This window comes from Streptomyces sp. NPDC050732 (assembly GCF_040654255.1).
GTDB lineage: Bacteria > Actinomycetota > Actinomycetes > Streptomycetales > Streptomycetaceae > Streptomyces.
The window spans coordinates 1-23136 of record NZ_JBFAHP010000049.1 but is presented as its reverse complement, the minus strand read 5'-3'; the positions used below and the strand labels follow the sequence as shown (position 1 = coordinate 23136).

General features: G+C 72.8%; 20 protein-coding genes and 1 tRNA gene. 5 read left to right on the top strand and 16 right to left on the bottom strand.

Going from position 1 to position 23136, the window contains the following annotated elements; all coding sequences use genetic code 11:
• Positions 1-9 precede the first annotated feature (9 nt).
• From AB0H82_RS33065 to AB0H82_RS33030, 8 genes are all read right to left on the bottom strand, one after another.
• Positions 10-1326 carry an extracellular solute-binding protein gene (locus tag AB0H82_RS33065; RefSeq protein ID WP_362999205.1) on the bottom strand — a complete coding sequence of 439 codons (1317 nt, stop codon included), beginning with the start codon at positions 1324-1326 and terminating at the stop codon, positions 10-12.
• Complete coding sequence (locus AB0H82_RS33060) at positions 1323-2462, bottom strand: hypothetical protein (RefSeq protein ID WP_362999204.1); 1140 nt, start codon at positions 2460-2462, stop codon at positions 1323-1325. The genes AB0H82_RS33065 and AB0H82_RS33060 overlap by 4 nt, the downstream gene beginning before the upstream one ends.
• Positions 2459-3907, bottom strand: coding sequence for a vWA domain-containing protein (locus AB0H82_RS33055; protein WP_362999203.1), 1449 nt, complete (start codon positions 3905-3907; stop codon positions 2459-2461). Before AB0H82_RS33055 ends, AB0H82_RS33060 begins: the two co-directional genes overlap by 4 nt.
• Positions 3856-6363 (bottom strand): tetratricopeptide repeat protein, encoded by a 2508-nt coding sequence (locus tag AB0H82_RS33050; RefSeq protein WP_362999202.1) that lies wholly within the window; start codon positions 6361-6363, stop codon positions 3856-3858. Before AB0H82_RS33050 ends, AB0H82_RS33055 begins: the two co-directional genes overlap by 52 nt.
• Entirely contained in the window at positions 6360-8144 is a 1785-nt protein-coding gene (locus AB0H82_RS33045) for a trypsin-like peptidase domain-containing protein (RefSeq protein ID WP_362999201.1), read from the bottom strand. The genes AB0H82_RS33050 and AB0H82_RS33045 overlap by 4 nt, the downstream gene beginning before the upstream one ends.
• 114 nt (positions 8145-8258) lie before the next feature.
• Positions 8259-10202 carry a transglycosylase domain-containing protein gene (locus tag AB0H82_RS33040; protein WP_362999200.1) on the bottom strand — a complete coding sequence of 648 codons (1944 nt, stop codon included), beginning with the start codon at positions 10200-10202 and terminating at the stop codon, positions 8259-8261.
• A gap of 87 nt (positions 10203-10289) precedes the next feature.
• Positions 10290-10970: a snapalysin gene (gene snpA / locus AB0H82_RS33035; protein ID WP_362999199.1), complete on the bottom strand. Its 681-nt coding sequence runs from the start codon at positions 10968-10970 to the stop codon at positions 10290-10292.
• 186 nt (positions 10971-11156) lie between these two features.
• Positions 11157-12410 carry an MFS transporter gene (locus AB0H82_RS33030; protein WP_362999198.1) on the bottom strand — a complete coding sequence of 418 codons (1254 nt, stop codon included), beginning with the start codon at positions 12408-12410 and terminating at the stop codon, positions 11157-11159.
• 256 nt (positions 12411-12666) lie between these two features.
• Here AB0H82_RS33030 and AB0H82_RS33025 point away from each other — a divergent pair, with 256 nt between their 5' ends.
• Positions 12667-13119 carry a PPOX class F420-dependent oxidoreductase gene (locus tag AB0H82_RS33025; RefSeq protein WP_362999197.1) on the top strand — a complete coding sequence of 151 codons (453 nt, stop codon included), beginning with the start codon at positions 12667-12669 and terminating at the stop codon, positions 13117-13119.
• 61 nt (positions 13120-13180) lie between these two features.
• Here AB0H82_RS33025 and AB0H82_RS33020 read toward each other — a convergent pair whose 3' ends face one another.
• Together AB0H82_RS33020 and AB0H82_RS33015 are read right to left on the bottom strand one after the other, a co-directional pair.
• On the bottom strand, positions 13181-14647 hold the full coding sequence (locus AB0H82_RS33020; protein ID WP_362999196.1) for a cytochrome P450: 1467 nt from the start codon (positions 14645-14647) through the stop codon (positions 13181-13183).
• Between the two features lie 226 nt (positions 14648-14873).
• Complete coding sequence (locus AB0H82_RS33015; protein WP_362999195.1) at positions 14874-15053, bottom strand: hypothetical protein; 180 nt, start codon at positions 15051-15053, stop codon at positions 14874-14876.
• 240 nt (positions 15054-15293) lie between these two features.
• Between AB0H82_RS33015 and AB0H82_RS33010 the strand changes: the two genes are divergently transcribed.
• From AB0H82_RS33010 to AB0H82_RS33000, 3 genes are all read left to right on the top strand, one after another.
• Positions 15294-15800, top strand: a complete 507-nt coding sequence (locus tag AB0H82_RS33010) for a response regulator (protein WP_362999194.1) — start codon at positions 15294-15296, stop codon at positions 15798-15800.
• A gap of 84 nt (positions 15801-15884) precedes the next feature.
• Positions 15885-16841: a LysR family transcriptional regulator gene (locus AB0H82_RS33005; RefSeq protein WP_362999193.1), complete on the top strand. Its 957-nt coding sequence runs from the start codon at positions 15885-15887 to the stop codon at positions 16839-16841.
• Positions 16831-17373 (top strand): sugar O-acetyltransferase, encoded by a 543-nt coding sequence (locus tag AB0H82_RS33000; RefSeq protein WP_362999192.1) that lies wholly within the window; start codon positions 16831-16833, stop codon positions 17371-17373. Before AB0H82_RS33005 ends, AB0H82_RS33000 begins: the two co-directional genes overlap by 11 nt.
• A 70-nt stretch (positions 17374-17443) precedes the next feature.
• Here AB0H82_RS33000 and AB0H82_RS32995 read toward each other — a convergent pair whose 3' ends face one another.
• The 3 genes from AB0H82_RS32995 to AB0H82_RS32985 all read right to left on the bottom strand — a co-directional run bounded on the left by AB0H82_RS32995 (position 17444) and on the right by AB0H82_RS32985 (position 18741).
• Entirely contained in the window at positions 17444-18010 is a 567-nt protein-coding gene (locus AB0H82_RS32995; protein WP_362999191.1) for a Uma2 family endonuclease, read from the bottom strand.
• Between the two features lie 121 nt (positions 18011-18131).
• Positions 18132-18204: transfer RNA gene (locus AB0H82_RS32990), tRNA-Arg, on the bottom strand.
• A gap of 123 nt (positions 18205-18327) precedes the next feature.
• Positions 18328-18741, bottom strand: coding sequence for an organic hydroperoxide resistance protein (locus tag AB0H82_RS32985; RefSeq protein ID WP_362999190.1), 414 nt, complete (start codon positions 18739-18741; stop codon positions 18328-18330).
• A gap of 124 nt (positions 18742-18865) precedes the next feature.
• Between AB0H82_RS32985 and AB0H82_RS32980 the strand changes: the two genes are divergently transcribed.
• Positions 18866-19339, top strand: coding sequence for a MarR family transcriptional regulator (locus AB0H82_RS32980; protein ID WP_362999189.1), 474 nt, complete (start codon positions 18866-18868; stop codon positions 19337-19339).
• A 41-nt stretch (positions 19340-19380) separates the two neighbouring features.
• On the opposite strand, the gene AB0H82_RS32975 is transcribed toward AB0H82_RS32980, so the two are convergent.
• The 3 genes from AB0H82_RS32975 to dhbC all read right to left on the bottom strand — a co-directional run bounded on the left by AB0H82_RS32975 (position 19381) and on the right by dhbC (position 23052).
• A complete protein-coding gene (locus tag AB0H82_RS32975; RefSeq protein ID WP_362999188.1) occupies positions 19381-20010 on the bottom strand; it encodes an isochorismatase family protein in 630 nt (209 codons plus the stop codon).
• A 73-nt stretch (positions 20011-20083) separates the two neighbouring features.
• The gene (locus AB0H82_RS32970) at positions 20084-21802 is read right to left on the bottom strand and encodes a (2,3-dihydroxybenzoyl)adenylate synthase (RefSeq protein ID WP_362999187.1); all 1719 of its coding nucleotides are present in this window, start codon (positions 21800-21802) and stop codon (positions 20084-20086) included.
• Positions 21799-23052, bottom strand: coding sequence for an isochorismate synthase DhbC (dhbC, locus tag AB0H82_RS32965; protein WP_362999186.1), 1254 nt, complete (start codon positions 23050-23052; stop codon positions 21799-21801). Before dhbC ends, AB0H82_RS32970 begins: the two co-directional genes overlap by 4 nt.
• Positions 23053-23136 lie beyond the last annotated feature (84 nt).

Here is a 23136-nt window from a genome sequence, read left to right as displayed (position 1 = left end):
CACAGGTTCTCAGCCGCCCGGCGGCGCGCAGATCCCGGACTCGGGCAGCCGTCCGGGGCCCGCGTCCGCCGCGGCCTCCGTGCGCACGGTGTCGAGGTGGCCGAGGAGCTCGTCGAGACGGTCGTCGGAGGGCTGCCTGAAGTACTGCAGGACGGCCCGGTGGAACGCGTCGCGCACGCCCGGCGGCATCACGTCCGAGGCGTCGAAGCAGAGCGTGCGGGCCTTGCCGGTGAGGATCTCCGCGATGCGGCGCCCGGTCGGGTCGGTCGGCTGGGGGTCGGTCGCGTCGGGGAAGAACGGCCGCAGTTCGTCCGCCGCCCCGGCCCGCCACAGCGTGCGGGCCCGCTTGCTCGACAGGCGGTCGACGAGGGCGCGGGCCGCCGGATCGTCGGTGAACACGGCGGCCATGTCGCCCGCCACCTCGTAGGCCCCGTCGTACGCGGGCCTGCCGCCGAGGAAGCCCGCCGCGGGATCGACGCGGACCCGGTCGTCCGCGTACACGTAGCGGATGAAGGCGCTCTGGTGCTCGTGCGTGCAGCGGGGCCCGAAGGAGTCGAGGAGACCGCGCGGCCCGCCCCCGTCCCCGCCCTTGCCGTCGCCCTTCGCCGGGCCGGCCGTTCCCACGTACGACGTGGTCAGCGACCGGTCGATGGACGCCTTGGAGCGGTCGCCGAGCAGCTGCGCCCACGTCGTCCACGCCCTGCGGACCCGCGGATCGCGCCAGCTGAGCCGTCCGACGGCCCATTCCGTGTACGTCGCCGGGCCCGCCTGGTGGAGCAGGATGTCCTCGACCCAGTCGGTGCCCGGCCAGCCCGAGGTGGCCTGCGAGGCGAGGCCCACGCACCATTCGGGGGCCGCGGCCGAGCGGCCCTCCTTGCTCCACACCAGGCTCTTGAGGTCGACCTTCAGCGGCACCCAGTAGGTGCGGCGCATGCCGTTCACGTCGAGGCGCGGGGCCCAGGGCGGGTAGGCGCGGGCGGTGGCGGCGCGGTCGAGGGGGGTGAGGCGGTTGGCGCGGGCGTACTCGGTGAGCTCACCGATGCTGTTGAGGATCGCGACGTCCGGCGGGTCGCCCGCCTCCAGCTGGGCGACGAGCGTCTCCCGCAGGGAACGGGTCCCCTGGTAGGTGTACGTCCGGCCCGTGCCGTCGTCGAGGCGGTGCAGCATCGCCTCGAACGCGTCGCCCTCGGGGCCGGTCCAGGGGCCGAGCACGACGAGCGTCTCGGGCCGCGTGCTCCCGCAGGCCCCGGCGGTGACGGCCAGCAGGCACACGGCGAGGAAGGCGCGGAAGACGGTGAGCGGGCGGCGGCTCATGCGGCGGCTCATGCGGTGGCTCCTGAGCGGGAGATGAGGACGTACTCGCGGCGGTAGGCGTACAGCGTGCCGCCCATCAGAGCCGCGCAGAGCAGGCCGGTGGGCGCTACCCACGGCGCGACCCCGTCCAGCGAGGAGAGGCGGCCCTCGGCCAGGTCGTGCCGGACGCGTTCCTCCAGGACCTGGATCAGCAGGGGGTGGCGCTCGCCGAAGGGCTGCTCGTCGATGGTCGACTCGACCGCGGGCGACGTACGGGCGGCCAGCTCCTCCGCCGTGGACACCACGCGCTGCTGCGCCCGGTGGGCGAGCACGGCGTCGGCCGTCAGGAACGGCAGCGCGAGCAGCGGCACGGCCGCGGCGAGCAGCGGGACGCTGACGTGCAGGCGCAGCCGGTGGCGCAGGAACAGCTGGGTGCGCCACAGGCCGACGGCGAGCAGGACGAGGGAGAGCGCGGCGACGGCGCCCGCCGCGAGCACGCCACCGCCGAGCGCCGCCCGGTCGGCGAGCCTGCCGCGCAGGCGGTCCTCCAGGGTGGAGATGCGGTCCACGACCGCCGTCGCGTCGGAGTCCGAGCCGGTGTCGGGGCGGCAGGGCGGATAGCCGTCCGCGTCCGTTTCCTTGGCCGGTACGGGGGTGGAGCAGAGCATGCTGCGGGCGTACGAGAGTCCGGCGTCGCGCAGCGCGGGGTCGCCGACGTTGTTCTGCGCGAACGTGATCCAGTTGCCGTAGTCGACGACGAGCCCGGAGACGACGTCGAGCTCCTGGCGTTCCGCGGTGGTCAGGGCGCCGCTGCGGGCCACCTGGTTGAGGCGCTGCACGGCCCGGGTGGTGCGCGTGCTGTACCGCTTGCTCAGCCCGGCGAGCCGCACCGCCTCCCCGGTGCGCAGGCTCTCCTCGGCCTCGCGGTCGGCGATCCGCAGCGACGTCTCGGCCTCGGCGAGCCCGACGAGCGCGGGCGCGAAGCTGTCCCGCAGCTCCGCCGACCCCGTCCGCACGTCCCCGTACGCCCACCCGAACGTGACGGCCACGACGACGGTGAGCAGCGGCAGCGTGATGAGCCGGTCCCGCAAGTAGCCGCGGTTGCGCGGCCGTCCGGCGAGCGGCGGGGGCCACAGGTGGCGGCGCAGCGCACGCAGGGGGGTGGTCATCGGGGGCCGCCGGGGAGGACCGTGGTGCTCGACTGGATGCGGGCCGCCTCCACGTCGAACTTCGTGATGCGGTCACGGAGTTCGACCGCGCCCCGGGCCGGGTCGCGGACACGGACGAGGCGGCGCAGGTGGTCCTGCATGGCGGTGTCGCCCGTCTCGACGGCGAGCCGCCAGGCCGTGCCGAGCAGCGTCTCGGCCGTCGCGCGCCTGCCGTGCTTCAGCTCGGCGCAGGCCTCCTCGAAGGTGCGGTGCAGCTCCTCCTCGTGCTGGTAGTGGGCGACCTGGGGGTCCAGCCGGCTGTAGAGGTCGGCGTCGTCGGTCCAGCGCATCAACACGGGCTGGGGGGCCGGGAGTTCCATGCCGTCGGGCAGCGGGATGTCCGTGTCCAGTTCCACTTCCGTCAGGAGGAGTTCCTTGCCCGTTCCGGCGGGGTCGTGGGGCACGCCGACGCAGAGCAGGTAGGCGCGGGTCTCCTCGCCGCACGGGCCGATGTCGTACTCCTCGACAGGACCGCCCGCGCCCGTCCCGACGCCGGACAGGTCGACGCGGTCGGGGCTGAGCGCGACCCGCGTCGGGTGGACCTGCTCGAAGGAGAGCGGGCGCACCCCCGCGCGGTGGTAGAGGCGCAGCCGCAGGCCGGTGACGTCGCGTTCGGCGGCCCGCCCGGTGAGCGAGGCCAGCTCGTCCGGCAGCCGCGTCAGATCCGCCACGGCCCGGGTCCGGCCCCCCAACGTCCGTGCGATGAGCAGGAGTTCCTCGGTCTCCCAGGCGTCCCCGATGCCCACGACGTCGCACGCGAAGGCCCGCGCGCACCGCTCGACGCGCTCGTGCAGCTCCGCGCGCGTCTCGTAGCCGGGTTCGTTCTTGCCGTCGGTGAGCAGCAGCGCGTGGCGTACGTAACCGCCGGTGTCCGGGGCGGGCAGCTCACGGAAGAGCTGGCGGGCACGCTCCAGCCAGGTGCCCATCGCGGTGCCGCCGCCCGGGGTGCAGTCGTGCAGGGCGGCTTCGGCGGCGGCCCGCGACTCGGCGTGCGCGACGGCCAGGCCGGGCCGTCTCGGGTAGATCATCGCCGTCCTGTCACCCCCCGCGACCAGCGCGAACAGCGAACCGTCGGGGATCCGGGCCAGCGCGCTGACGGCGGCGGCACGGGCGGCGGCGAGACGGCTCGGCGGCATCACCATCGAGGAGGAGTGGTCGATGAGCAGCACTTCGGCGAGGCGGGGGCCGCCCGCACCGGTTCCGTCCGCCGCGCCGCCCGCCGGATCCCGCACGGTCGCGGCGCCCGGCGCCCTCGCCGCTCCCGGCCTGCGCACCCTCACCGTGAGGACGGCGTACATCCGGGCCGCCTCCTCCGCGTCCGGGGTGCGGGGGCGGGGCAGTTCGACGACCTGGCTCACCTCCAGGCCGACCGAGGCGGCCAGTTCCTGATCTTCTTGCCCAGCCATGGGGTGTCCTTGCCGAATCGTGAGTGCCGGAAGCCGAAGGGGCGTACCGCGTAGGCGCGGTCCAGGAGGATCTCGGCGAGCGGTATGCCGGTGCCGTCGTCCGCGGCCGGGGCGTCCCGGGCGGCCTGGTGGGCGAGGCCGCGGTAGAAGCGGGACAGGTCGGTGCGCAGGGCCCGTTCGTCCGCGGGGAATTCGAGCAGCGGGTCGGCGTGGACGGCGACGGCGCGCAGCTCGGCGGCGGTCATGCGGGGGCCGCCGCGCTCCGTCCCGCCACCGGTGCCGGTGTCCCCGCCCAGGAGGCGGTGCGCCGCGCCCCACACCTCCGCCTTCATCCGGACGCGGGACTGGTCGTCGGTCAGGCCGTGCGCGGAGAAGAGCTGGGCCAGCGCGCGCACCGCGGCGGCCAGGCCGTCGGCGTCCCGCGCGTGGTCGACGCGGATGCGGACGGCGGCCGTGCGGGCGGCGGTGCGGTGCCGGGAGTGCTGGGGCACCGCGTCGAGCGCGGCGATGGCGTCGGTGAGGGCGTCGGGGCCGCCGAGGGCGAGCCGCGCCCGGACCGCGCCGAACGCCGCGCTGCCCAGCGACGGATTGCGCAGCCGTACGGCCTCGTAGAAGGCCAGGGCCTCGTGGAGGCGCCCGAGGCGTTCGGCGCAGTGGCCGAGGGCCAGCTTCGGCGCGTACTCGCCGGGGATCGCGGCGTAGACGCGGTCGAAGTGGCCGCGGGCCTCCGGCACCCGGGAGCGGGCAAGCGCGAGGAGCCCCCGGTGCCAGTCGAGCCGCCAGTCGTACGGGGCGCGCGCGGGCCCTATGGCGTCCTCGGCCAGGGCGAGGGCGGTCTCGGCGCCGGTGAGCGCCCCGCCGTCCGTGCGCGGCGCCACCCGCAGCCGCAGCCTGCACCGCAGCAGGTGCACCTCGGGGGAGTCCCGCCAGTCGGCGGTGTGCTGGAGCAGCGCCTCGGGGTCGTCGTCGCTGAGCCTGCTGAGCTCGCCGTGGTGGTCGTCGTCCGGGTCGGGGCGCGGCACGGGCAGCCGCCGGGCGACCTCGGCCGGTGCGGGCGCGGGGTGCCGGGGCGCGGCCGGCGGGGCCGCCCAGTGCGACACGTCGGGGGCGGCGCCGAGCCCGCCGTCGAGCGCGTACGGGGACTGCAGGAAGAGCGGCGACGGCTCGAAGGTCTCGGCGCCGGTCCGCAGGGACCGCAACTCCCGGAAGACGCCGCGCAGTTGCTCGTCCATCTCGCGGGCCGTGGCGAAGCGCCCGGCGCGTGCGGTACGGGTGGCGCGGCGCAGGGCCCTGGCGAGGGAGACCAGGCCGAGGCCGCGGTGGTCCCCGGTGGTGCGGTGCCCGGCCGGGCCGGGTCCTGGGGCGTCGTTCAGCGGGTCGAGCGCCGCCAGGTCCGCCAGGTCGTGGCGGGTCGCGCCGAGGCCGCACAGGGTGCGCAGCGTCTCGCCAAGGCTGAACAGGTCGTCCTGCGGCTGCGATTCGCCGTGCGGGCCGACGCTGGGGGCGCGGTAGAGGGCGGTGGTGAGGCCGGGCGCGCCCGCGCGGCGCACGCTGCCGACGTCGACGAGTTTGGTGGTGGAGCCGTCGTGCATGACGTTCGGCGGCTTCAGGTCGCCGTACACCTTGCCGCGCTCGGGGGCGTGCAGATGGGCGAGCGCGGCCAGGATCCGCACGCCGTACGCGAGCACGAACTCCAGGAAGCGTTCGCGCCCGAACTCCTCGGGGTGCTCGTGCGCGCGGGCCCGCACCTCTTCGAGGTTGAGCCCGTCGACGTACTGGAGGACGAGGAAGTCCCCCACCCCCGCGTGGTGCCCGTAGTTGAACACGCGGATGAACCCGTCGTGGTTGAGCTCGACCAGTTCTTTGCGTTCGCCCCTGAGGAGGCTGTACGAGTCCGCGGCGAGCTCGGCGTGCAGCATCTTCACGGCGACGGCGCGGTCGTCGACCTTGGTGTCGTGGGCGAGGCAGACCTCGCCCATCCCGCCGTAGCCGAGCGGCCGCACGAGGCGGTACTGCCCGGCGAGCAGCGTGCCGGGCGGCAGCGGAAGCCCGCTGAGGGCGGCCGTGTCCGTGCCGTCCGCACCGTTCGCGCCGTCGGCACCGTCCGCGCTGTCCGCCCGGTCCAGGAGGGTGATCTCCGGCAGGACCGTGGGGTCGGGGTGCTCCGGCGGCAGGACCACGCGGGCGGGGCGCGGCGGGGGCGCGGCGACGCCCGGGTCGACGATCCACTCCTGGGAGGACTCGTCGGCCCCGGCGCCGCTCCCGGCCGGCTCCCGCTCCGCGGGCGGGAGCGGCGCCGGGTGCGAGGACGGGCGCGGCGCCGGGCGGGGCTGCGGCACGGGGGACGAGTGCAGGCCCGTGTCCGGGTCGACGCGCTCGCCGCTGGCCAGGCAGTACCCGGTCGGCGTGACGGTGCCCGCGCAGCCGGGATGCGGGCAGGACCTGACCGGCGTCACGCGTCACCGTCCGCCTCGGCGAGGCGCCGTACCACCCGCGCGAACGCCGTCACCGCCCGTTCGGCGTCGGCCAGCGGGCAGGGCCCCGCCATCAGGAGCCGCTGCGCCTCACGGTAGGGGCCGACGGCGTCGGGGTGCTCGGCGAGGCCGCGCCGGGCGAGCCGTGCCAGATGGTCCCTGAGCAGCCCGCGCAGCCGCAGGTGCTCGTCCAGTACGCCGCGCAGCTCGCTCTCGGCCCGCTCGGCCCGCAACAGGTAGGTGTCCACGGCCTGTTCGGCGTACGACAGCTTCTCCAGGAGCCGCGGACCGCCGCGCCCGGTCAGCGGCCGCAGTTCGTTGCTGAGCTGCACCGTCCACAGCGCGGCCCGCGCGGCGTACCCGGTGGCGACCGGCGGGTCGACGACGTGCGGCTCGACGCGGTGGAAGAGGCGCCGGGCGCTGCGCTCGGTGTCGGCGAGGGCGTCGACGCGGCTGCCGATCCGCTGCAGCCACTGCGCGGCGCGCTCGGCGGGCAGCAGCTTCTCCGCGAGGGCGTAGGTGAAGCCGTGCGTGCTGGAGCGCACCACGAGCAGCAGCCGGGCGCCGGAGTCGGCCAGGTCGCCGAGTACCCGGGCCGCGGCGGCCGGTTCGGTGGCGGACCGGTCGGCGTAGAGCACGGCGACGGCGGGGCGCCGCGGGGCCATGTGCCGGTGTGCCGCGTGCCGCAGCTCGTGCCGCAGTACGGCGAGTGCCTCGCGCAGCTCCGGCTGGCCGGGGTCCTCCAGGGCGGCGCCCTCCAGGTCGAGGACGAGCCCGATGCTGCCGACCTGGGGCGCGATGCCGGCCCGCGACAGGAGAGAGTCACCTCCGGCGCCCAACTCCACCGGCCGTACGGCCAGTTGGGGTGATCGCTCCCGGTCGGCCATGTTCAGGACGACGTACAGGGCCTGCCGTGCCCGGTCGTCGTCCTCGGCGATGAAGAGGACCTCGGTGTCCCAGGCGTCCGCGTCGCCGTTCAGCCAGCGGGTGACGGTGCGCTGCAGGCCGTGCGGGCGGGCCGTGCGGGCCGCGTCCGCCGAGACGACGCGGTGGCCGGGGATGGCGTGCGGCCCGGTCACGTACCGCTCGGCGAACCGCCGGAAGTACTTCGCGACCGTCGCCGCCGGGATCATGTACCCGTGCTCGCCGCGCTCGTCGGCCTGCGCCAGGATGCCGAGCAGCCGGTCCGTGCCCTCCTCCCGCACGCCCGCCCCGCTGAACCCGCCCCGCAGCCGCTGCCCGGACCCGGCCCCCGCCCCGGCTCCCGTGAGGTCGATCTGCACCCGCTCGTCACCCTGCCCGCCGGGCCCCCGGCAGGCCCCGGTGAGCCACTGACCACCCGACTGGTACTCGGGGAACCCGTCGATGAGGACCGTCGCGCCCCGGTAGTCGAGCGTGCGGTGCAGGGTGACCGGCGAGGGCACGGGCGCCGGCGTGTCCAGGACGAGCACCGCGAGGTCGCCCTGCGCCTTGCCGAAGGAGGGCACCCAGTGCCCGGCCTCCACGGTCGCGGTGCGGTGCGGGGTCCTCGCCAGGCCCTGGAGCAGCGGGAACTCGACCCGCACGCGGTCGGGCCGCAGCCCCGTCGCCGGGTCGCGGATCACATGGGCGCAGGTGAGCACCCGGTCGGTGCCGAACAGCACCCCGGCGCCCAGCACGTCACCGCTGCCCGAGGCCGCCCACTGCCGCAGCCTGACCCGCCAACTCGAATGGTCGAGCGGCGAATCCACCCCGTCGTCGGCGGATACCGCATCCCCCTCCATGCTTCCTCAGAATAGGCGCGGTGCACGCCGATGACTCCTGGGCTGCATGGGGAGGTAGTGGGGGGACCGCGCACGCGCGGAGCGCGAACGGAGCGCGCGCCAGTTGCCCGCCGGCTACTGCCGGTACTCCCGCCAGATCCGCGGCGGAAGAACACTGCCGCGCTGCGACTCCTTACCGCCGACGCCCGACATCGGCAGCAGCCGCGGCTCCCCGGGGCGCACCCGGAACATCGTCACCGCCGTCGACAGGTCCTCGGTGAAACCCGTGAACCACGCCGACCTGAGGCGGTCCTGGTCGCCGGTGCGGCCCGCCGCGACCTTCAGCCCCAGCTTGCCGCCGCCCGTCCGCAGCGCGTCGGTGACCTCCTGCGCCACCTGCGGGTCCAGCGCGCGCCGGGACGCCGGCGGGGCCAGACCGGGCAGTTCCTCGCCGTCCTTCACGACCTTCGTCACGGAGTAGGGGTCGCGCCGCACGCCGTCGTTCGCGAACGTCCCGTACGCGGACGCCATCCGGATCGCGCTCGGCGTCGACGTGCCGATGGAGAACGTCGGCTCCAGGCGGGCCATGCTCTGACGCAGCAGCCCGGCGGCGACGGCCGTCCGCCGGACCGTGTCCCGGCCCACGTCCCCGCCGAGGCGTACGTACGTGGCGTTGCCGCCCGACACCAGCGCCTCGCGGAGCGTGGGGCGGTCGGGGTCGGGAAGCCCGGCGGCCGGGTGCAGGGTGCCGTCGGCGGCGTAACGGCTGTCGGCGAGGACGCTCTGCCGCACGCCGGGCACCCGGCCCTTGAGTTGAGCCTCCGCGACCGTCGGGGCATTTGGCGCCGCCACCCCGTGCTGCAACGCGGCGGCCAGCACGAACGGCTTGAACGCCGAGCCCACCGGCACCCCCGACGTGTCGGCGTTGTTGGTGAAGTGCTCGGTCGCGTCGGGCCCGCCGTACAGCGCGACGACCGCCCCGTCGGAGGGCCGCACGGACGCGGCGCCGACCTGCACGTGCCGGTCGGCCGGGCGCCGCTTCGGATCGAGGTCGCGGTCGAGGACGCGCCGCACGGCCCGCTCCAGGCGGCGCACCTCGTCCTTGTCGAAGGTGGTGTGGATCTGGTGGCCGCCGCGGGCCAGCTCCTCGTCGGTGAGGCCGGTGTGCTGCTTGACGTACCGGTTCGCGACGTCGACGAGGTAGCCGGTCTGGCCGCCGAGGCTGGTGGAACGCGACTGGCGGCGCGGCTCGGGGAAGGTGCGGTACTTCGCCCGCTCCTTCTTGCTCATCAGACCGACGTCTACCTGCCGGTCGAGGATCCACGCCCAGCGCTGCCGCGCCCGCTCGTGGTTGGCGGCGCCGACCGACGGGTCGTACAGCTCGGCGCCCTTCAGGAGCGCGGCGAGGAGTGCGCCCTGGCTGGGGTCGAGCTTCTTGGCGGGGATGCCGTAGTAGGCGTGGGCGGCGGCCTCGATCCCGTTGGCCCCCCGCCCGAACCAGCTGGAGTTCAGATACCCCTTGAGGATCTCCTCCTTCTTCTTCACCCGATCCACCTTCAGCGCGATCACGAACTCCTTCACCTTCCGCGTGACCGTCTGGTCCTGCGAGAGGTAGGTGTTCTTCACGTACTGCTGGGTGATGGTGGAGCCGCCCTGCGTCTCCTTGCCGCGCACCATGTTGACGACGGCGCGGGCCAGGCCCTTGGGGGAGACGCCGGAGTCCTCGTAGAAGGTCTCGTTCTCGGCGGCGATGACCGCGTCGACGGCGGACGGCGCGATCTGGTCCAGCTCCACGTTCTGCCGGTTGACCTCGCCCGTGCTGACCATCTGGGTGCCGTCGGACCAGTAGTAGACGTTGGCCTCGCGGCGGGCCGCCGCGTTCTCGTCGGGAATGTCCACGCTGACGTACACGCAGATGAAGAGCACGGCGACGGAGGTAACGAACAGAGCGGAGAGACAAAGGAGTTGGCGCCACGAAGGGAGCCAGCGGCGGGCGCCGCTCCGGCCGGTGCGCGGGTAGTCCACGAGCCGCCGCCGGCCGCGGCGGCGCGACTTCTTCCCCTGAGCATGTGTCCCCATGCCGGGGGAGAGTGCGCCGCACGCGGCCGGGTTGGCCCGGAGCCTGTTTGCGGTACGTAACAGTCGGCCGCGGGGAGGCGGACGCGGTCAGCGGACCTTCGTCAGGTTCCCCTTGTCCTGGAGGGTGGCGATGCCGCGCGCCCAGAGGGAGTTGACCCGCTGGCGCTCCGTGGCGTTCGGGGTCGCGTTGGTGCAGGACGGGCCGGGTCCGCCGCCGGACATCAGCTCGCTGCACGGGCCCCGGTAGTTGTCGGGCAGACCGAGCACGTGACCCGTCTCGTGGGACGTCACGCGCGTGGAGTTGTACTGCTGGTTCTGCCGGTAGTCCAGGAAGATGTAGCCGTGCCCGCGCCCGTCGGTGTAGGCGTACGAGCCGCGCGAGTCATTGCCCTCGCGGTACTCGAAGTCGGCGCCCGACGTGGTCTCCTGCAACTGCACGTTGCTGACCGAGGAGTTCCATATCCGGGTGCTCTGGGCTATCTGGCTGCGGAAACTCGGCGCCCGGCTCGTGCTGTACCGGACGGTGACGGCCTGGATGCCCGGCTCCGCCGCCTGCCTCTTCAGCGCCGACTTCATGACGGCCTCGAAGAACTGGCGGTTGGCGGCCTGGTCCTCGGCCGAACCCACGTACGTGGAGAGGGCGTACGCGGAGGTGGGCTTGACCGTCTCGGGGGCGGGGGCCGCGAGGGCGGTGGGGGCGGCGGCGAGGGAGGCCACGAGGGCGGCGGCGCCGAGGGTGGCGAGGAGACCGGTTCTGCTTCTGTTCATGGGGGTGTGTCCCTTCCGGGATGGAGGCCTGCGGGTGCGGCCTCCGGTCGGGACGAGTATCGGGAGCGTGGGCGCGTTCGGACCGATGCCATTCGGTGATAGCGCGAGAGCATCAACCGACCGGCCCGGCTGTTTGTGTACCGTCCTGTCCCGGTACCGCATGTGCCTGGTGCGTGTCCGGGTCTGCTACCGCACGCGCCTGATGCGGTGGACGTCCCGTACGCACAGGTTGAGGAGCGTGGCGGCGACGATGATCCCCGTACAGACCAGGAGCACGGACCGCACGGCGAACACCGGCGAGACGAGCGCGACGACGAGATAGCCGAGCGGGATCGCGAGCCGCTCGCCGACCTGGTTGAAGGAGCTCATCCTGCCCAACTCCGCGTCCGGCACGTGCTGCTGGAACGCCGTCACCCAGGTGACGCCCGCGACATCCAGGGCGATGCCCGCGAGCACGGCGGAGAGCAGCAGCCAGGGCAGCGGCAGACCGAACGCGAGCCCCGCCAGCGGCAGCGCGAGCCCCGAACTGGCGCCGACGGCCACGGTGAGCAGCCGGTCCGGCCGCCACCGCAGACACACCACGGCCCCCGCGAGGAGCCCCAGCGAGAACGCGCCCTGGATGAACCCCCAGGTGCGTGCCCCCTCGTACTCCTGCTCGGCGACGACGGGCCCGAGCAGCTGGTAGCCCGCCAGCCAGGCGGCGACGAGCACCGTCCCCGCGGCCGTGTACGTCCACAGCCAGGTCCGCGACCAGAAGCCCGCCCAGCCCTCCCGCAGATCGGCGAGCGCCCCGGCCCCGACCTTCGTGTCGGGGGCCCCGAGCCGCAGCCCGAGCAGCAGCAGCGCGGCGACGGCGAACGTGAGCGCGTCGAAGCCGAGCGCCCAGGCCGGCCCGCTCACCGCGACGACCAGCCCGCCGGCCACCGGTCCTGCCACCTTGACGGCGTTGGTGGGCAGCCGCAGCAGGGCGTTGGCCCGCTGCAACTGGTCCGGCGCGACGAGCCGCGTCACCACGCCCTGCGCGGCGGGCGTGGTGAACGCCACCGCCACCCCCGAGACGAAGCCGCAGGCGGCGATCGCGCCGGTGTGCGCGTGCCCGCTGCCCACGACGAGGGCGAGGGCGCCCTGCGCGGCCGCCGCGAGGAGATTGCCGAGGAACAGCAGCCGGCTGCGCGACAGCCGGTCGGCGAGGACACCGCCGACGAGCAGGAAGACCACGGTCGGCACGGTGTTGGTGGCCAGCACGAGACCGAGCGCCCCGGCCCCGCCGCCCGCGCCGATCACGGCATACGCGAGGGCGAGCGGGGCCATCGCGGAGCCGGCGGCGGAGACGACCTGCGCGAGGAGGAAGCGGCGGAAGGCGGGGAGGCGGAGGGGGGAGGGGGCGGGGGTGGCCGGGGCCGGGGGTGTGTCCCCGGGGGTGGCCTCGGTGGTGGTCATGGTTCCCCCGGTCCCGTGGTGATGCGGTGATGTCGTCGGTCCGGCGGGCAGGATAGGGCGCGGGGGTGCTGCCGGTGACGGCGGGGCTCGTGGGGCGAGCGTCGACGGGGCGACGGGTCGACGGGGCAAAGGGGCAACGTCAAAGGGCGCGCCACGTACGGGAATTAGTGATCGCGGTGATGGATTGCTGTTGATGCGGCGCTTCGGTGCCGTGCCTGTGCCCTGTCACGTCACCACGCCCCCTGGGAGACCCACCATGTCCGAGACCCCCACCCCTGCCTCCGCCCCCGCCTTCGACCCGCGCGCGTTGCTCGCCGAGTCGCGGCTCGGCGTACTCGCCACGATCAAGGCGGACGGCCGCCCGCAGCTCTCGCCCGTGATGCCCTTCTACGACAGGGAGGCGGGGGTCCTCCACGTATCGATGACGGAGGGCCGGGCGAAGACGGCGAACCTGCGCAGGGACCCGCGGGCCACGCTGGAGGTCACCGCCCCCGACGGCCGGTCCTGGGCCACCGCCGAGGGCACGGCGACCCTCACGGGCCCGGGCACCGACCCGGAAGGGCCCGAGGTGGAGGCGCTGGTGCGCTACTACCGCGTCGCGGCCGGGGAGCACCCCGACTGGGACGAGTACCGCGCGACGATGGTGGCCGACCGCCGGGTGCTCATGACGATGACGGTCGACCACGTGTACGGGGCGCGGCTCGGCTGAACCGGCCACGCCACCCGCCCGTCAGCGACCTCGCGGAGTCACGGTCATCGCGGGGTCACGGTCATCGCGGGGTCACGGTCATGCGGATGTCGTCGGCGGCCCACAGCACGAACCGTTCGACGGGCGTCACCTCGTGCCCCGGAGCGAGCCGGAACCGGAACCGCTTGAGCAGGACGGCGAGGACCAGCTCGGCCTCGACCATGGCGAGCCCGGCGCCCTCACAGCTGCGCGGCCCGATCCCGAACGGGATGTAGGCCAGCCGCGCCCGCTCCGCCACCGCTTCCGGGGTGAACCGCTCGGGGTCGAACCTCTCGGGCTCGGGCCAGTGGTCCGGGTTCATGTGCACGGCCCAGAAGGGGTAGAAGAGGGTGGTCCCGGCCGGGATCTCGTACTCGCCGAGACGCAGCGCTTCGGTGGCCTCCCGGGCGCCGTACGGCCCGGGTGGATAGAGCCGCATCGACTCCTTCAGGACCATGTCCAGATACGTGAGCCGCCGCAGGTCGGCGTAGTCGGGCGCGGACCGGTCACCGAGGACACGGTCCAGTTCCTCGGCGACGCGCTCGGCGATCTCCGGGTGGTGCCCCAGCAGGTACAGCGTCCAGGAGACGGCGACTCCGGTGGTGTGGTGGGCGGCTAGCAGGGTCACCATGACGGTGTCGCGGATGCGGGCGGGGGGTGTGCCGGCGTCTATGAGGGCGCGGATGAGATCGCTCCGGTCGCGGGGGTCGCCCCGGTCGCCGGGGTCGCTGCGGTCACTCGGTGCGCTCGGTGCGCTCGGTGCGCTTCGTGCACTTGAGGCACGACGCCTCCCGCCGCCGTCCTGATGCGTGGCGACGACGCGATCGACGGTGTCACGCAGGTACGCCAGCGCGCGCTCGGCCCGCGCCGCGCCCTCCTTCCGCTCGACCCCGTCCCCGTCCCCGTCCCCTTCTCCATCCCCGTCCCCTTCCCCGGCGACGCGGTAGATCCGCCCGAGGTGCTCGGTGAGTACGTCCTCGAACGCCTGCACGACCTTGGCCGGTTCGACAAGCCCTCCACCGGCGCCCGCTGCCCCCGCCCCCAGCGCGTACGCACAGATCATCCGCAGCGACAGCGCGGTCAGATCCTCCTGCAGCGCGACGGACGCCCCGCCACCCGCGCCCCTCTCCGCCCATTGACCGGCGAGCCCCTCCACCAGCGAGACGAACTCCTTGAAGTGCCGCTCGTGCGAGGGCCGCCCGGCGAACACCTCCAACAGCACGCGCCGCCAGGGCCCGTGTTCCTCGGCCCCGATGACCTGAAGGTTCCCGGCCTCGCACAAGGGCGCCAGGAACTCGAACAACGGCGCGGGCCGCTCGTCGATCCGGGCGGTGGCCTCCAGCAGCACCGGATCGGCGACGGAGACGGCGGCCCCCACCCCCGGCAGCTGGAACCGCACCACGGGTCCGTACTCGGCGTGGAGCCGCAACTGGTAGAGGTGAAGCCCCCCGGCGGCCGCGATGGCCCCGGCCCCACCGTCGTCACACCACTCGGGCCCAGGAATGCGCATGGCGGTACCTCCTCGACGCTGACGCCCTCAGGCCAACGAACGGGCGAGGCACGATGCCCGCACGTTTTCGGCCAGTCCGGTTCAGCCCATGGGGCATCCATGGGGCATCCATGGGCACCCGTGGGGCATCCATGGGCACCCGTGGGGCATCCGGGCAGGGACGTGACAAGGCCCCCTCCCGGCGCTCGCGCCGGAGGGGGCCCTTGGGTCGTGACTAGGGCAAGCCCTAGTCCATCACCAGGTCGCCGAACTCGACCTCGGAGTTCTCGACGACGCTGGTGACCAGGGTGTCGTCGTTGCCGATGCCGTAGTTGCCGTCATCGTCGTTGGCGGCGGCGGCTCCCGCGCCACCCAGGACGGCGAAGGCGGCAAGGGCGGTGGCAGCGACAGCAGTGCGGATACGCATGTGTGGCCTCTCTGAGAGGAATGAAAGGGGACATTACGGGCTTCCCCGCAATGTGGCGGGAAGCAATCCCCTCAAGCCCCAAATCATCCGAACGGCCGCTGCGATCCTAAGGGGGAGCTTTTTTCTCTGTTGCTGCTGATACTGCGGCTATGAACTTAGGTATTGCCCGTGTGCAGACACACGGGATACACAACTCGGCGTCGGCATAGCGTGGTTACTGACATAGGGGGGCCTCAGTCCATGCTGACCAACTCCGTGATCCTGGTCGTCGACGACCACAGGGACACTCTGTTCGCGTTGGAGAGCGCGTTGGGCCCTCTCGGGTACCCGCTGGTGAGCGTCTCCAACGGCGACGACGCGCTCCGGGTGATCCTGCGGGGCAACGTCGGGCTCATCCTGCTCGACGTGCGCATGCCGGGCGTGAGCGGCCTCGACGTCGCGCGCTACGTACGCCGTCTGGAGCAGACGCGTTCCATCCCCATCATCCTGCTGACCGGCTTCGACGTGAGCCGCGAGACGGCCGCCGCGGCGTTCCACCTGGGCGTGGCCGACGTGGCCCTCAAACCCATCGACCCCCTGACCCTGCGCACCAAGGTCCGCTACCTCTTCGAGACGTACGGGCAGCTGAAATCGATGCAGCGGGAGATAGACGAACTCCGGTCCCAGCTGAAGGCAGGAACCACGAAACCCCCGACCGACAGCCACTCCGAGCGCCGACGGCTCCGGGGCCCGCGTCCGGAACGGTAACCGCCACCTCCCGCCTCCCCCGCCCGCCACAACCCCTACTCAGCCGGCCACAACGACCGGTTGTGCATGCCTAGGGTGAACCACGTGGACACCGAGGCACTGCGGACCTTCGTCCGGGCGGCCGAGCTCGGCCGGCTGCAGCGCGCGGCCGACGAGCTGGGCGTGACGCAGCAGGCCGTCTCCAAGCGGATCGCGGCCCTGGAGCGCGAACTCGGGGTCCGTCTCTTCGCCCGTACCGCCCGAGGGGTCGAGCCGACGCTCGACGGTCAGGCGTTCCTCCCCCACGCCCGGAGCATCGTCGCGGGCGTCGAGCGCGCCGTTGCCGCCGTCAGGCCCGGCTCGCGGGCCCTGCGCGTCGACGTTCTCGGCCTGCGCAGCGCGCAGGCGGTCGTCCTGCACGAGTACTGGCGGTCGCGCCCCGGGACCGACCTGGACGTGGTGACCCTCCGCACCACCGACCCCCGCGCGGCGGCCGTCGCGGTCGGGGCGGGCGACATCGACGCCTCGTTCCGTACGGTCACCGACCCGGCCGCACTGCCGCCCGGCGTACGGATGATCCACGCGTTCGACTCCCCGCTGGAACTCCTCGTAGGCCCGCGACATCCGCTGGCCGCACGGAGCCTGACGCCACGACAGCTGCGCGGGCACCGGATCTGGGTGCCGGGCATCGCGCCCGGAAGCGAGTGGGCGGACTTCTACGACGAACTGGTCACCGAGTTCGACCTGCGCGTCGACGCGGCGGGCCCGCACTTCGGAGACGACGTCCTCCTGGACACCCTGGCGGACTCCGCGGACGTGGCCACGCTGGTCGGTGCCCGCGACCGCTACACCTGGCCGCCGACCCACGACCTGCGCCGCATCCCGATCACCAACCCGACCCTCGCCTACCCGCTCTCCCTCCTCCTCCCCACCACGACCCCGCACCCGGGCCTCCACCCCCTCCTCACCCACCTGGAAACCCTCCCGGCCCTCCCCGAACCGACGTGGCACCCGTCCTGGGCAAGCCCGCACAGAACGGAAGGACACAGGCATGCCCAGTAACCCCCTCATGCGGATCCACAGCCCCGAGTTCCAGGCCATGTCCGAGAGGGTCCTGCGCGCCACCGAACTCACCTCACGCCTGAACGTCCTCCCCTTCGACGACGAGACAGGAAAGGCCGCCCTGTTCCGCCAGATCCTCGGCAAGCCCCTCCCACCGAGAACCACGATCTACCCGCCCTTCTACACGGACCACGGCCTCAACCTGGACCTCGCGGAACGCGTCTTCATCAACCAGAACTGCACGTTCCTGGACTACGCCGGCATCCACCTCGCCGAACGCGTGATGATCGGCCCCAGGGCCACCTTCATCACCGTCGGCCACCCGGTCGACTCCGAGGACCGCCGCAGCTGGCTGACCGGCGGCCCGATCGACATCGCCGAGAACGTCTGGATCGGCGCCGGCGCGACGATCCTCCCCGGCGTCACCATCGGCCGCGACGCGGTGATCGCCGCCGGCGCGGTCGTCACGGAGGACGTGCCCCCGGCCACGCTGGTGACAGGCGAAAAGGCGACGATGCGCCGCCAGTGGTGAGGGACCGGCTTCGCCCTTGCGACCGCTCACGCATCGCTCACGCGCGGCCGGACAACTGGGCGGCGCGTCGTCAGATCCGGCTGAGGTCGGTCTCTATCGGAAAGGGGGCCAGAGCCTTGAGGACGCCGGTGAACACGTCTCCGTCCCGGTAGGTCTTCGTCGCGGGGTCGAGAACGTAGGTGTACACGAGGGGAACACCTGTCGCGGCCTGCTCGATCCGCCAGTAGAAGGCGATGCCTGCCTTGGCGTACTGGTCGACCTTCACGATCCGGTCGGTGGTCTCCGAGCCCGGCGACACCACCTCCGCGACCAGCAGCACGTGCTCGGGGCGGGTGGGGCCGATGTCGATCGTGTCCGCGCGGTACACGACGACGTCCGGGCGGCGATTGGTGAGCGGGGCGTCCTGAAGTCGGATGTCGAAGCCGGTGTCGGCGTTCCACTCCGGGCTCGCGGCGGCATCCAGGGCGTTCGCCAGAATCCGGGCCAGACGGTTGTGCCGCTTGGACGCGCTCGGATTCACGACGACCATGCCGTCCACTATCTCAATGCCGGCGCACTGCTCCTCGGACCAGGACGCGTAATCCTCCGCCGTGAACTGCTTATGCATCCATGCCGGGACCACCATCTCGGCCACCATGAAGCACCTCCCGGACACTGTGCTCCTCATCTGCTCACGCAAACGGCCCCGGACGAGACGTCCGAGGCCGAGCGGGAGCCCTTCCTGGGGAGAAACCCCAGGTCAGAGCGGTAATGCGTTGTGCCCCCGGCAGGATTCGAACCTGCGACACCCGCTTTAGGAGAGCGGTGCTCTATCCCCTGAGCTACGAAGGCGGGGTGGCCGCAGTCGCGTGTACTGCTGTGCCGCCGTCAGTGTAGCGGGTGGTCAATTCGGGGGTGGGGGGTTGGGGCCGGGTGCCCGCCGGGTGCCCGGGTGGGGGCCTTGACGCGTATGGGTTACTCGATGACGAGTTCTACCGGGATGTTGCCGCGGGTCGCCTTGGAGTAGGGGCAGTACGCGTGGGTCTTCTTGAGGAGGTCCTCGCCGGCGGGGCCCTGCAGGTGGTCGGGGAGTTCGGCGCGCATGACCACGGCGAGGCCGAAGCCGCCGTCCGTGTCCTTGCCGATGCTGACCTCGGCGGTCACCGAGACGTCCGACACGTCGATCTTCTCCTGGCGCGCGATGCTGCCCATCGCGCTCGCGAAGCAGGCCGCGTAGCCCGCGGCGAAGAGCTGCTCGGGGTTGGTGCCCTTGTCGTTGCCGCCCAGCGCCTTCGGGAAGCCGAGCGGCAGGTCGATCTGGCCGTCGGAGCTGACGGCGCGGCCCTCGCGGCCGTTGGCGGTAGCTACTGCCGTGTACAGCGCGTCCATGAGTGTTCCGTCCTCGTGATCGTCGTCGCGTCGGTCGTCGGGCTCGGGGTGCGAGCCACGGCATAAGCATTGCACGCCATTAAGTTGTGTGCAACTTGATTGGGTGCTGTTGTACGATCGGGGTATGGAACGCGAGGATTTTCTTCGGCTCGATGATCAGATCTGCTTCTCGTTGCACGCCGCCGCGCGCGCCTTCAACAGCGTCTACCGCACCGCGCTGAAGGATCTGGGGCTCACCTATCCCCAGTACCTCGTCATGCTCGTCCTCTGGGAGCACGGCGAGCTTCCCGTCAAGAAGATCGGCGAGCGGCTGCGGCTCGACTCGGGCACCCTTTCGCCGCTGCTCAAGCGGCTGGAGGCCGCCGGGCACGTGGAGCGGCGGCGCAGTGCCGAGGACGAGCGGTCCGTCGCCGTGCGGCTCACCGAGGAGGGGCGCGCGCTGCGGGAGCGGGCCCGCGCCGTGCCCCGCGCCATCGCCGAGTCGACCGGACTTTCGCTCGACGAGGTGCGGGACCTGCGGCTCCGGCTCAATCAGCTCACCGACGCCCTCGATGGTGGGGAGAGGGAGGGGGCTTCTCGTGACTGTGTTCGTCCTTGAGTGTCTGATGGGGCCTTTGGGGTCTTAGGGTCTTGGGGGTCTTAGGAGCCGAACACCTTCTCCGTTGTCGTCACCACCGCGCACTTTCCCGCCGCCCAGCGCAGCGCCGTCGCGTGGTCGTCCGCAGAGAAGTCCGCGACCGCGTCGGCCACCACGAACGCCTGAATGTCCTGCATCCACGCGTCGCACGCCGTCATCAGGACGCCGATGTGGGCGTAGACGCCGGTGATGACCAGCTGGTCGCGGCCCTGTTCACGGAGGCGTTCCAGGAGGTCCGTGCGGACGAATCCGCTGTACTTCCACTTGGTGAGGACCGTCTCGGCGGGGGCCGGGCCGATCTCGGGGGCGATCGCCGCCGCGTGGGCGTCGTCGGGCAGGCCGGGGCCCCAGAAGTCCTGCTGGAGGCCACGTTCGGCGGGGCTCTGGCCACCGGGCTGGGCGGTGTGGATGACCGGGATGTCGAGGCGGTTCGCCGTCTTCTTCAGCTCTGCCACGTGGGACAGGAGTTGCGGTACGGGGGGTGCCATGCGGTCGTACGCCGAGAGGAAGTAGTTCTGCAGGTCGTGTACGAGGAGGACGGCGCGGGACGGGTCGACCTGCCAGTCGACGCGGTTCGCCGGCAGCTCGTCCGCCGACGGCATCGGGTACGGGGGGATGGCGGGGAGGGCCATGGGGGTGGGCTGTTCCGTTCAGAGGGGAGGGGAAGGGAGGGGTGGGGAGGGGAGAGGGGGATTTCTGGGGTTTCTACTGGAGCGTTGCTGCTCGTAGTGCTTTTTTGGAGATCTTGCCTACTCCCGTCTGCGGGAAGACCTCCACGAACTCGACGCGGTCCGGCACCTTGTACGCCGCCAGGCCCCTCTCGCGTACGAACTTCCTGATCGCCGCCGGCTTCACGGGCTCGGCGCCCGCGCGCAGGATGACGTACGCGCACGTCCGTTCGCCCAGGTACGCGTCCGGCTCCGCGACCACGTTCGCGTCGTGCACGGACGGGTGGGCGAGGAGGTGGTTCTCGACCTCCTCGGCCGCGATCTTCTCGCCGCCCCGGTTGATCTGGTCCTTCGCCCGGCCCTCGACGACGATGTGGCCGGTCCCGGTGAGGCGTACGACGTCGCCCGTGCGGTAGAAGCCGTCCGCAGTGAAGGAGCGGGCATTGTGCTCGGGGGCCTTCCAGTAGCCGCGGATCGTGTACGGGCCGCGGGTGAGGAGGTGGCCCGTCCCGCCCGTCGGCAGGTCGTTGTCCTCGTCGTCGACCACGCGGATCTCGTCGTCCGGCGAGATCGGCCGGCCCTGTGTGGTGACGATCGTCTCCGGATCGTCGTCCAGGCGCGTGTAGTTGACCAGGCCCTCCGCCATGCCGAAGACCTGCTGCAACGTGCAGTTCAGGGCCGGCTTCACCCGGCGCGCCGCCTCCTCGCTGAACTTCGCACCGCCCACCAGGAGTACGTCCAGGCTGCTCAAGTCGTACGCCGTGGTCGGCGCCGCCTCCGTCCAGAGCAGGGCGAGCGGCGGGACGAGGCCCGTGATCGTGACGCCCTCCGACTCGATGAGGGGGAAGGCGGTCTCGGGGCTGGGCTGCGGGCAGAGGACGACGCGGGCGCCCGCGTACAGCGCGCCCAGCGAACCCGGCGAGGAGAGCGGGAAGTTGTGGGCCGCGGGGAGCGCGACGAGGTAGACGCTGTCCTCGTCGACCGCGCAGATCTCGTTCGAGCCGCGCAGCGAGTAGATGTAGTCGTCGTGCGTGCGCGGGATCAGCTTCGGGACGCCCGTACTGCCGCCGGAGAGTTGGAGGAACGCCAGGTCGGACGGGGCCGGCGAGGCGGGGATCCCGGTCGGGTCGGTGGGGACATTCGACAGTGCCTCGAACGGGCCCGCGTCGCCCTCCGCCACGAACACGTGCCGCAGCGTGGGAACCTCGTCGACCAGCTTGGCCGCCAGGCCGCGGTAGTCGAAGCCGCCCAGCTGCTGCGGGATGACGTACGCGACCGCCTCGGTGAACTCGCAGAAGTAGCGGATCTCCGTCTCACGGTGCGCGGGCAGCGCGAAGACCGGGAGTGCGCCGATGCGGAACAGCGCGAAAATCGTCTCGAAGAACTCGGCGATGTTGGGGAGTTGGACGACCACCTTGTCGCCCTTGGCGATGCCCCGGGCGAGCAGGCCCGCGGCCAGCCGGTCGGCCCGGCGGTCCAGTTCCCCGTACGTCCAGCGACGCGTGGGCGGGCGGCTCTGCTTCGGGCCCGGGTCCACGATCGCCACCCGGTCCGGGTGTGCCGCCGCGCGGTCGCGCAGCATCTGGCCGAAGGTCTCGCCGCGCCACCAGCCCGCGGCGCGGTAGCGCTCCGCGAACTCGGGCGGCCAGGTGGGGGCGTCCGGTGCCTCTGGTGTGTTCTGTGTGGCCGGTGTGTTCTGTGTGACCGGTGCGTCCTGTGTGCTCGGTGCGTCCTGTGTGCTCGGCTTTGTGGTCACAGCTCTGCCCCCACCGCGTTCAAGAACGTACGGAACTTCGCGCCCGTCTCCGCCGTCTCCGCCGCCGGGTCCGACGCGGCGACCACGCCCGCTCCCGCGTACAGCCGGAGACTGCGTTCCTCGGCCTCCGCGCAGCGGATCGTGACGACCCACTCGCCGTCGCCGTTCGCGTCGCCCCAGCCGACCACGCCCGTGAAGAAGCCGCGGTCGAACGGTTCCGTCTCGCGGATCACCTCGCGCGCCGTCGCCGTCGGCGTGCCGCACACCGCCGGAGTGGGGTGCAGGGCGCAGGCCAGTTCGAGGGCGGACGCGTCGGGGTCGGTGAGGGTACCGGTCACCGTCGTGGACAGGTGCCACATCGTCGCCGTGCGGACGAGGGTGGGGCGGGGCGGGACGGTCAGGTCCGTGCAGAAGGACGCGAGCGCTTGGTGTACGCCGTCCACCACGACGGAGTGTTCGTGCAGGTCCTTCGCCGACTCCAGGAGCGCGGCCGCGCGGCGCACGTCCTCGGCGAGGTCGTCGCTGCGGGGCGTCGAACCCGCGAGGGGGTTCGCGACGACGTGGTCGCCGTGGCGCGAGACGAGCAGCTCGGGGCTGGCGCCGATGAGGGTACGGCCGGGAGCCGTCGGCAGCGCGAAGGTGTAGCCGGAGGGGTCGCGGCGGGCCAGGCGCTGGAGCATCGCGGGGAGATCCAGCGGGGCGGGCGCGGTGAGTTCGAGGGTGCGGGCGAGGACGACCTTGCTGAAGTCGCCGCGCCACATGCGCTCCACGGCGGCGGCCACGCCGGCGCCGTACTCCTCGGGGGCCGGCACCGGGCGGATCCGCCAGCCGGTGGCGTCCGCGGTCTCCGTGGGCAGGGCGATCAGCGGGTCGGCCGCGAGCGGGGGTGCGGTGCGGAGGGTTTCGGGGACCGCGAGGGCGGCGGGTGCGGTGTGGTCGAAGGGGACCGCGCCGATGACGTACGGCTCGGCCATCCCCGCGCGGCGCGCTTCGGCGAGCGTGGCGGTGACGCGGTGCGGCAACGGTCTGTCGTTGTGTGGCACTTCCGCGTGGACGTCGGTGCCGGTGAGCAGGGTGCGGGTCGGGGTCGCCAGGAATCTGGCGGCCGGGGTGTAGGCGGCGAGGAGTGAAGTGGCCGCTCCTACTACGGGGTTGGATCGTTCGGTGGTTGTGGCGTGCGGGGTGTGTGTGTCGTGCGGGGCGTGCTTGTCGTGCGGGACGTGCGTGGCGACCTCGGGTGCCGTCGACACAGTGGCTCCAATTCTCGGGTGCGGTGGCGTGGAGTGGGTGCAGGTGCTTGCGTGGGTGCCGGTGCGTGCGCCTGGGGTTCGTCT

Excerpts from the sequence above, each read along its gene's own strand:
- AB0H82_RS33065 (WP_362999205.1), bottom strand. The coding sequence starts at position 1,326 with ATGAGCCGCCGCATGAGCCGCCGCCCGCTCACCGTCTTCCGCGCCTTC.
- AB0H82_RS33060 (WP_362999204.1), bottom strand. The coding sequence starts at position 2,462 with ATGACCACCCCCCTGCGTGCGCTGCGCCGCCACCTGTGGCCCCCGCCG.
- AB0H82_RS33055 (WP_362999203.1), bottom strand. The coding sequence starts at position 3,907 with ATGGCTGGGCAAGAAGATCAGGAACTGGCCGCCTCGGTCGGCCTGGAG.
- AB0H82_RS33045 (WP_362999201.1), bottom strand. The coding sequence starts at position 8,144 with ATGGAGGGGGATGCGGTATCCGCCGACGACGGGGTGGATTCGCCGCTC.
- AB0H82_RS33040 (WP_362999200.1), bottom strand. The coding sequence starts at position 10,202 with ATGGGGACACATGCTCAGGGGAAGAAGTCGCGCCGCCGCGGCCGGCGG.
- snpA (WP_362999199.1), bottom strand. The coding sequence starts at position 10,970 with ATGAACAGAAGCAGAACCGGTCTCCTCGCCACCCTCGGCGCCGCCGCC.
- AB0H82_RS33030 (WP_362999198.1), bottom strand. The coding sequence starts at position 12,410 with ATGACCACCACCGAGGCCACCCCCGGGGACACACCCCCGGCCCCGGCC.
- AB0H82_RS33025 (WP_362999197.1), top strand. The coding sequence starts at position 12,667 with ATGTCCGAGACCCCCACCCCTGCCTCCGCCCCCGCCTTCGACCCGCGC.
- AB0H82_RS33020 (WP_362999196.1), bottom strand. The coding sequence starts at position 14,647 with ATGCGCATTCCTGGGCCCGAGTGGTGTGACGACGGTGGGGCCGGGGCC.
- AB0H82_RS33015 (WP_362999195.1), bottom strand. The coding sequence starts at position 15,053 with ATGCGTATCCGCACTGCTGTCGCTGCCACCGCCCTTGCCGCCTTCGCC.
- AB0H82_RS33010 (WP_362999194.1), top strand. The coding sequence starts at position 15,294 with ATGCTGACCAACTCCGTGATCCTGGTCGTCGACGACCACAGGGACACT.
- AB0H82_RS33000 (WP_362999192.1), top strand. The coding sequence starts at position 16,831 with ATGCCCAGTAACCCCCTCATGCGGATCCACAGCCCCGAGTTCCAGGCC.
- AB0H82_RS32995 (WP_362999191.1), bottom strand. The coding sequence starts at position 18,010 with ATGGTGGCCGAGATGGTGGTCCCGGCATGGATGCATAAGCAGTTCACG.
- AB0H82_RS32985 (WP_362999190.1), bottom strand. The coding sequence starts at position 18,741 with ATGGACGCGCTGTACACGGCAGTAGCTACCGCCAACGGCCGCGAGGGC.
- AB0H82_RS32980 (WP_362999189.1), top strand. The coding sequence starts at position 18,866 with ATGGAACGCGAGGATTTTCTTCGGCTCGATGATCAGATCTGCTTCTCG.
- AB0H82_RS32975 (WP_362999188.1), bottom strand. The coding sequence starts at position 20,010 with ATGGCCCTCCCCGCCATCCCCCCGTACCCGATGCCGTCGGCGGACGAG.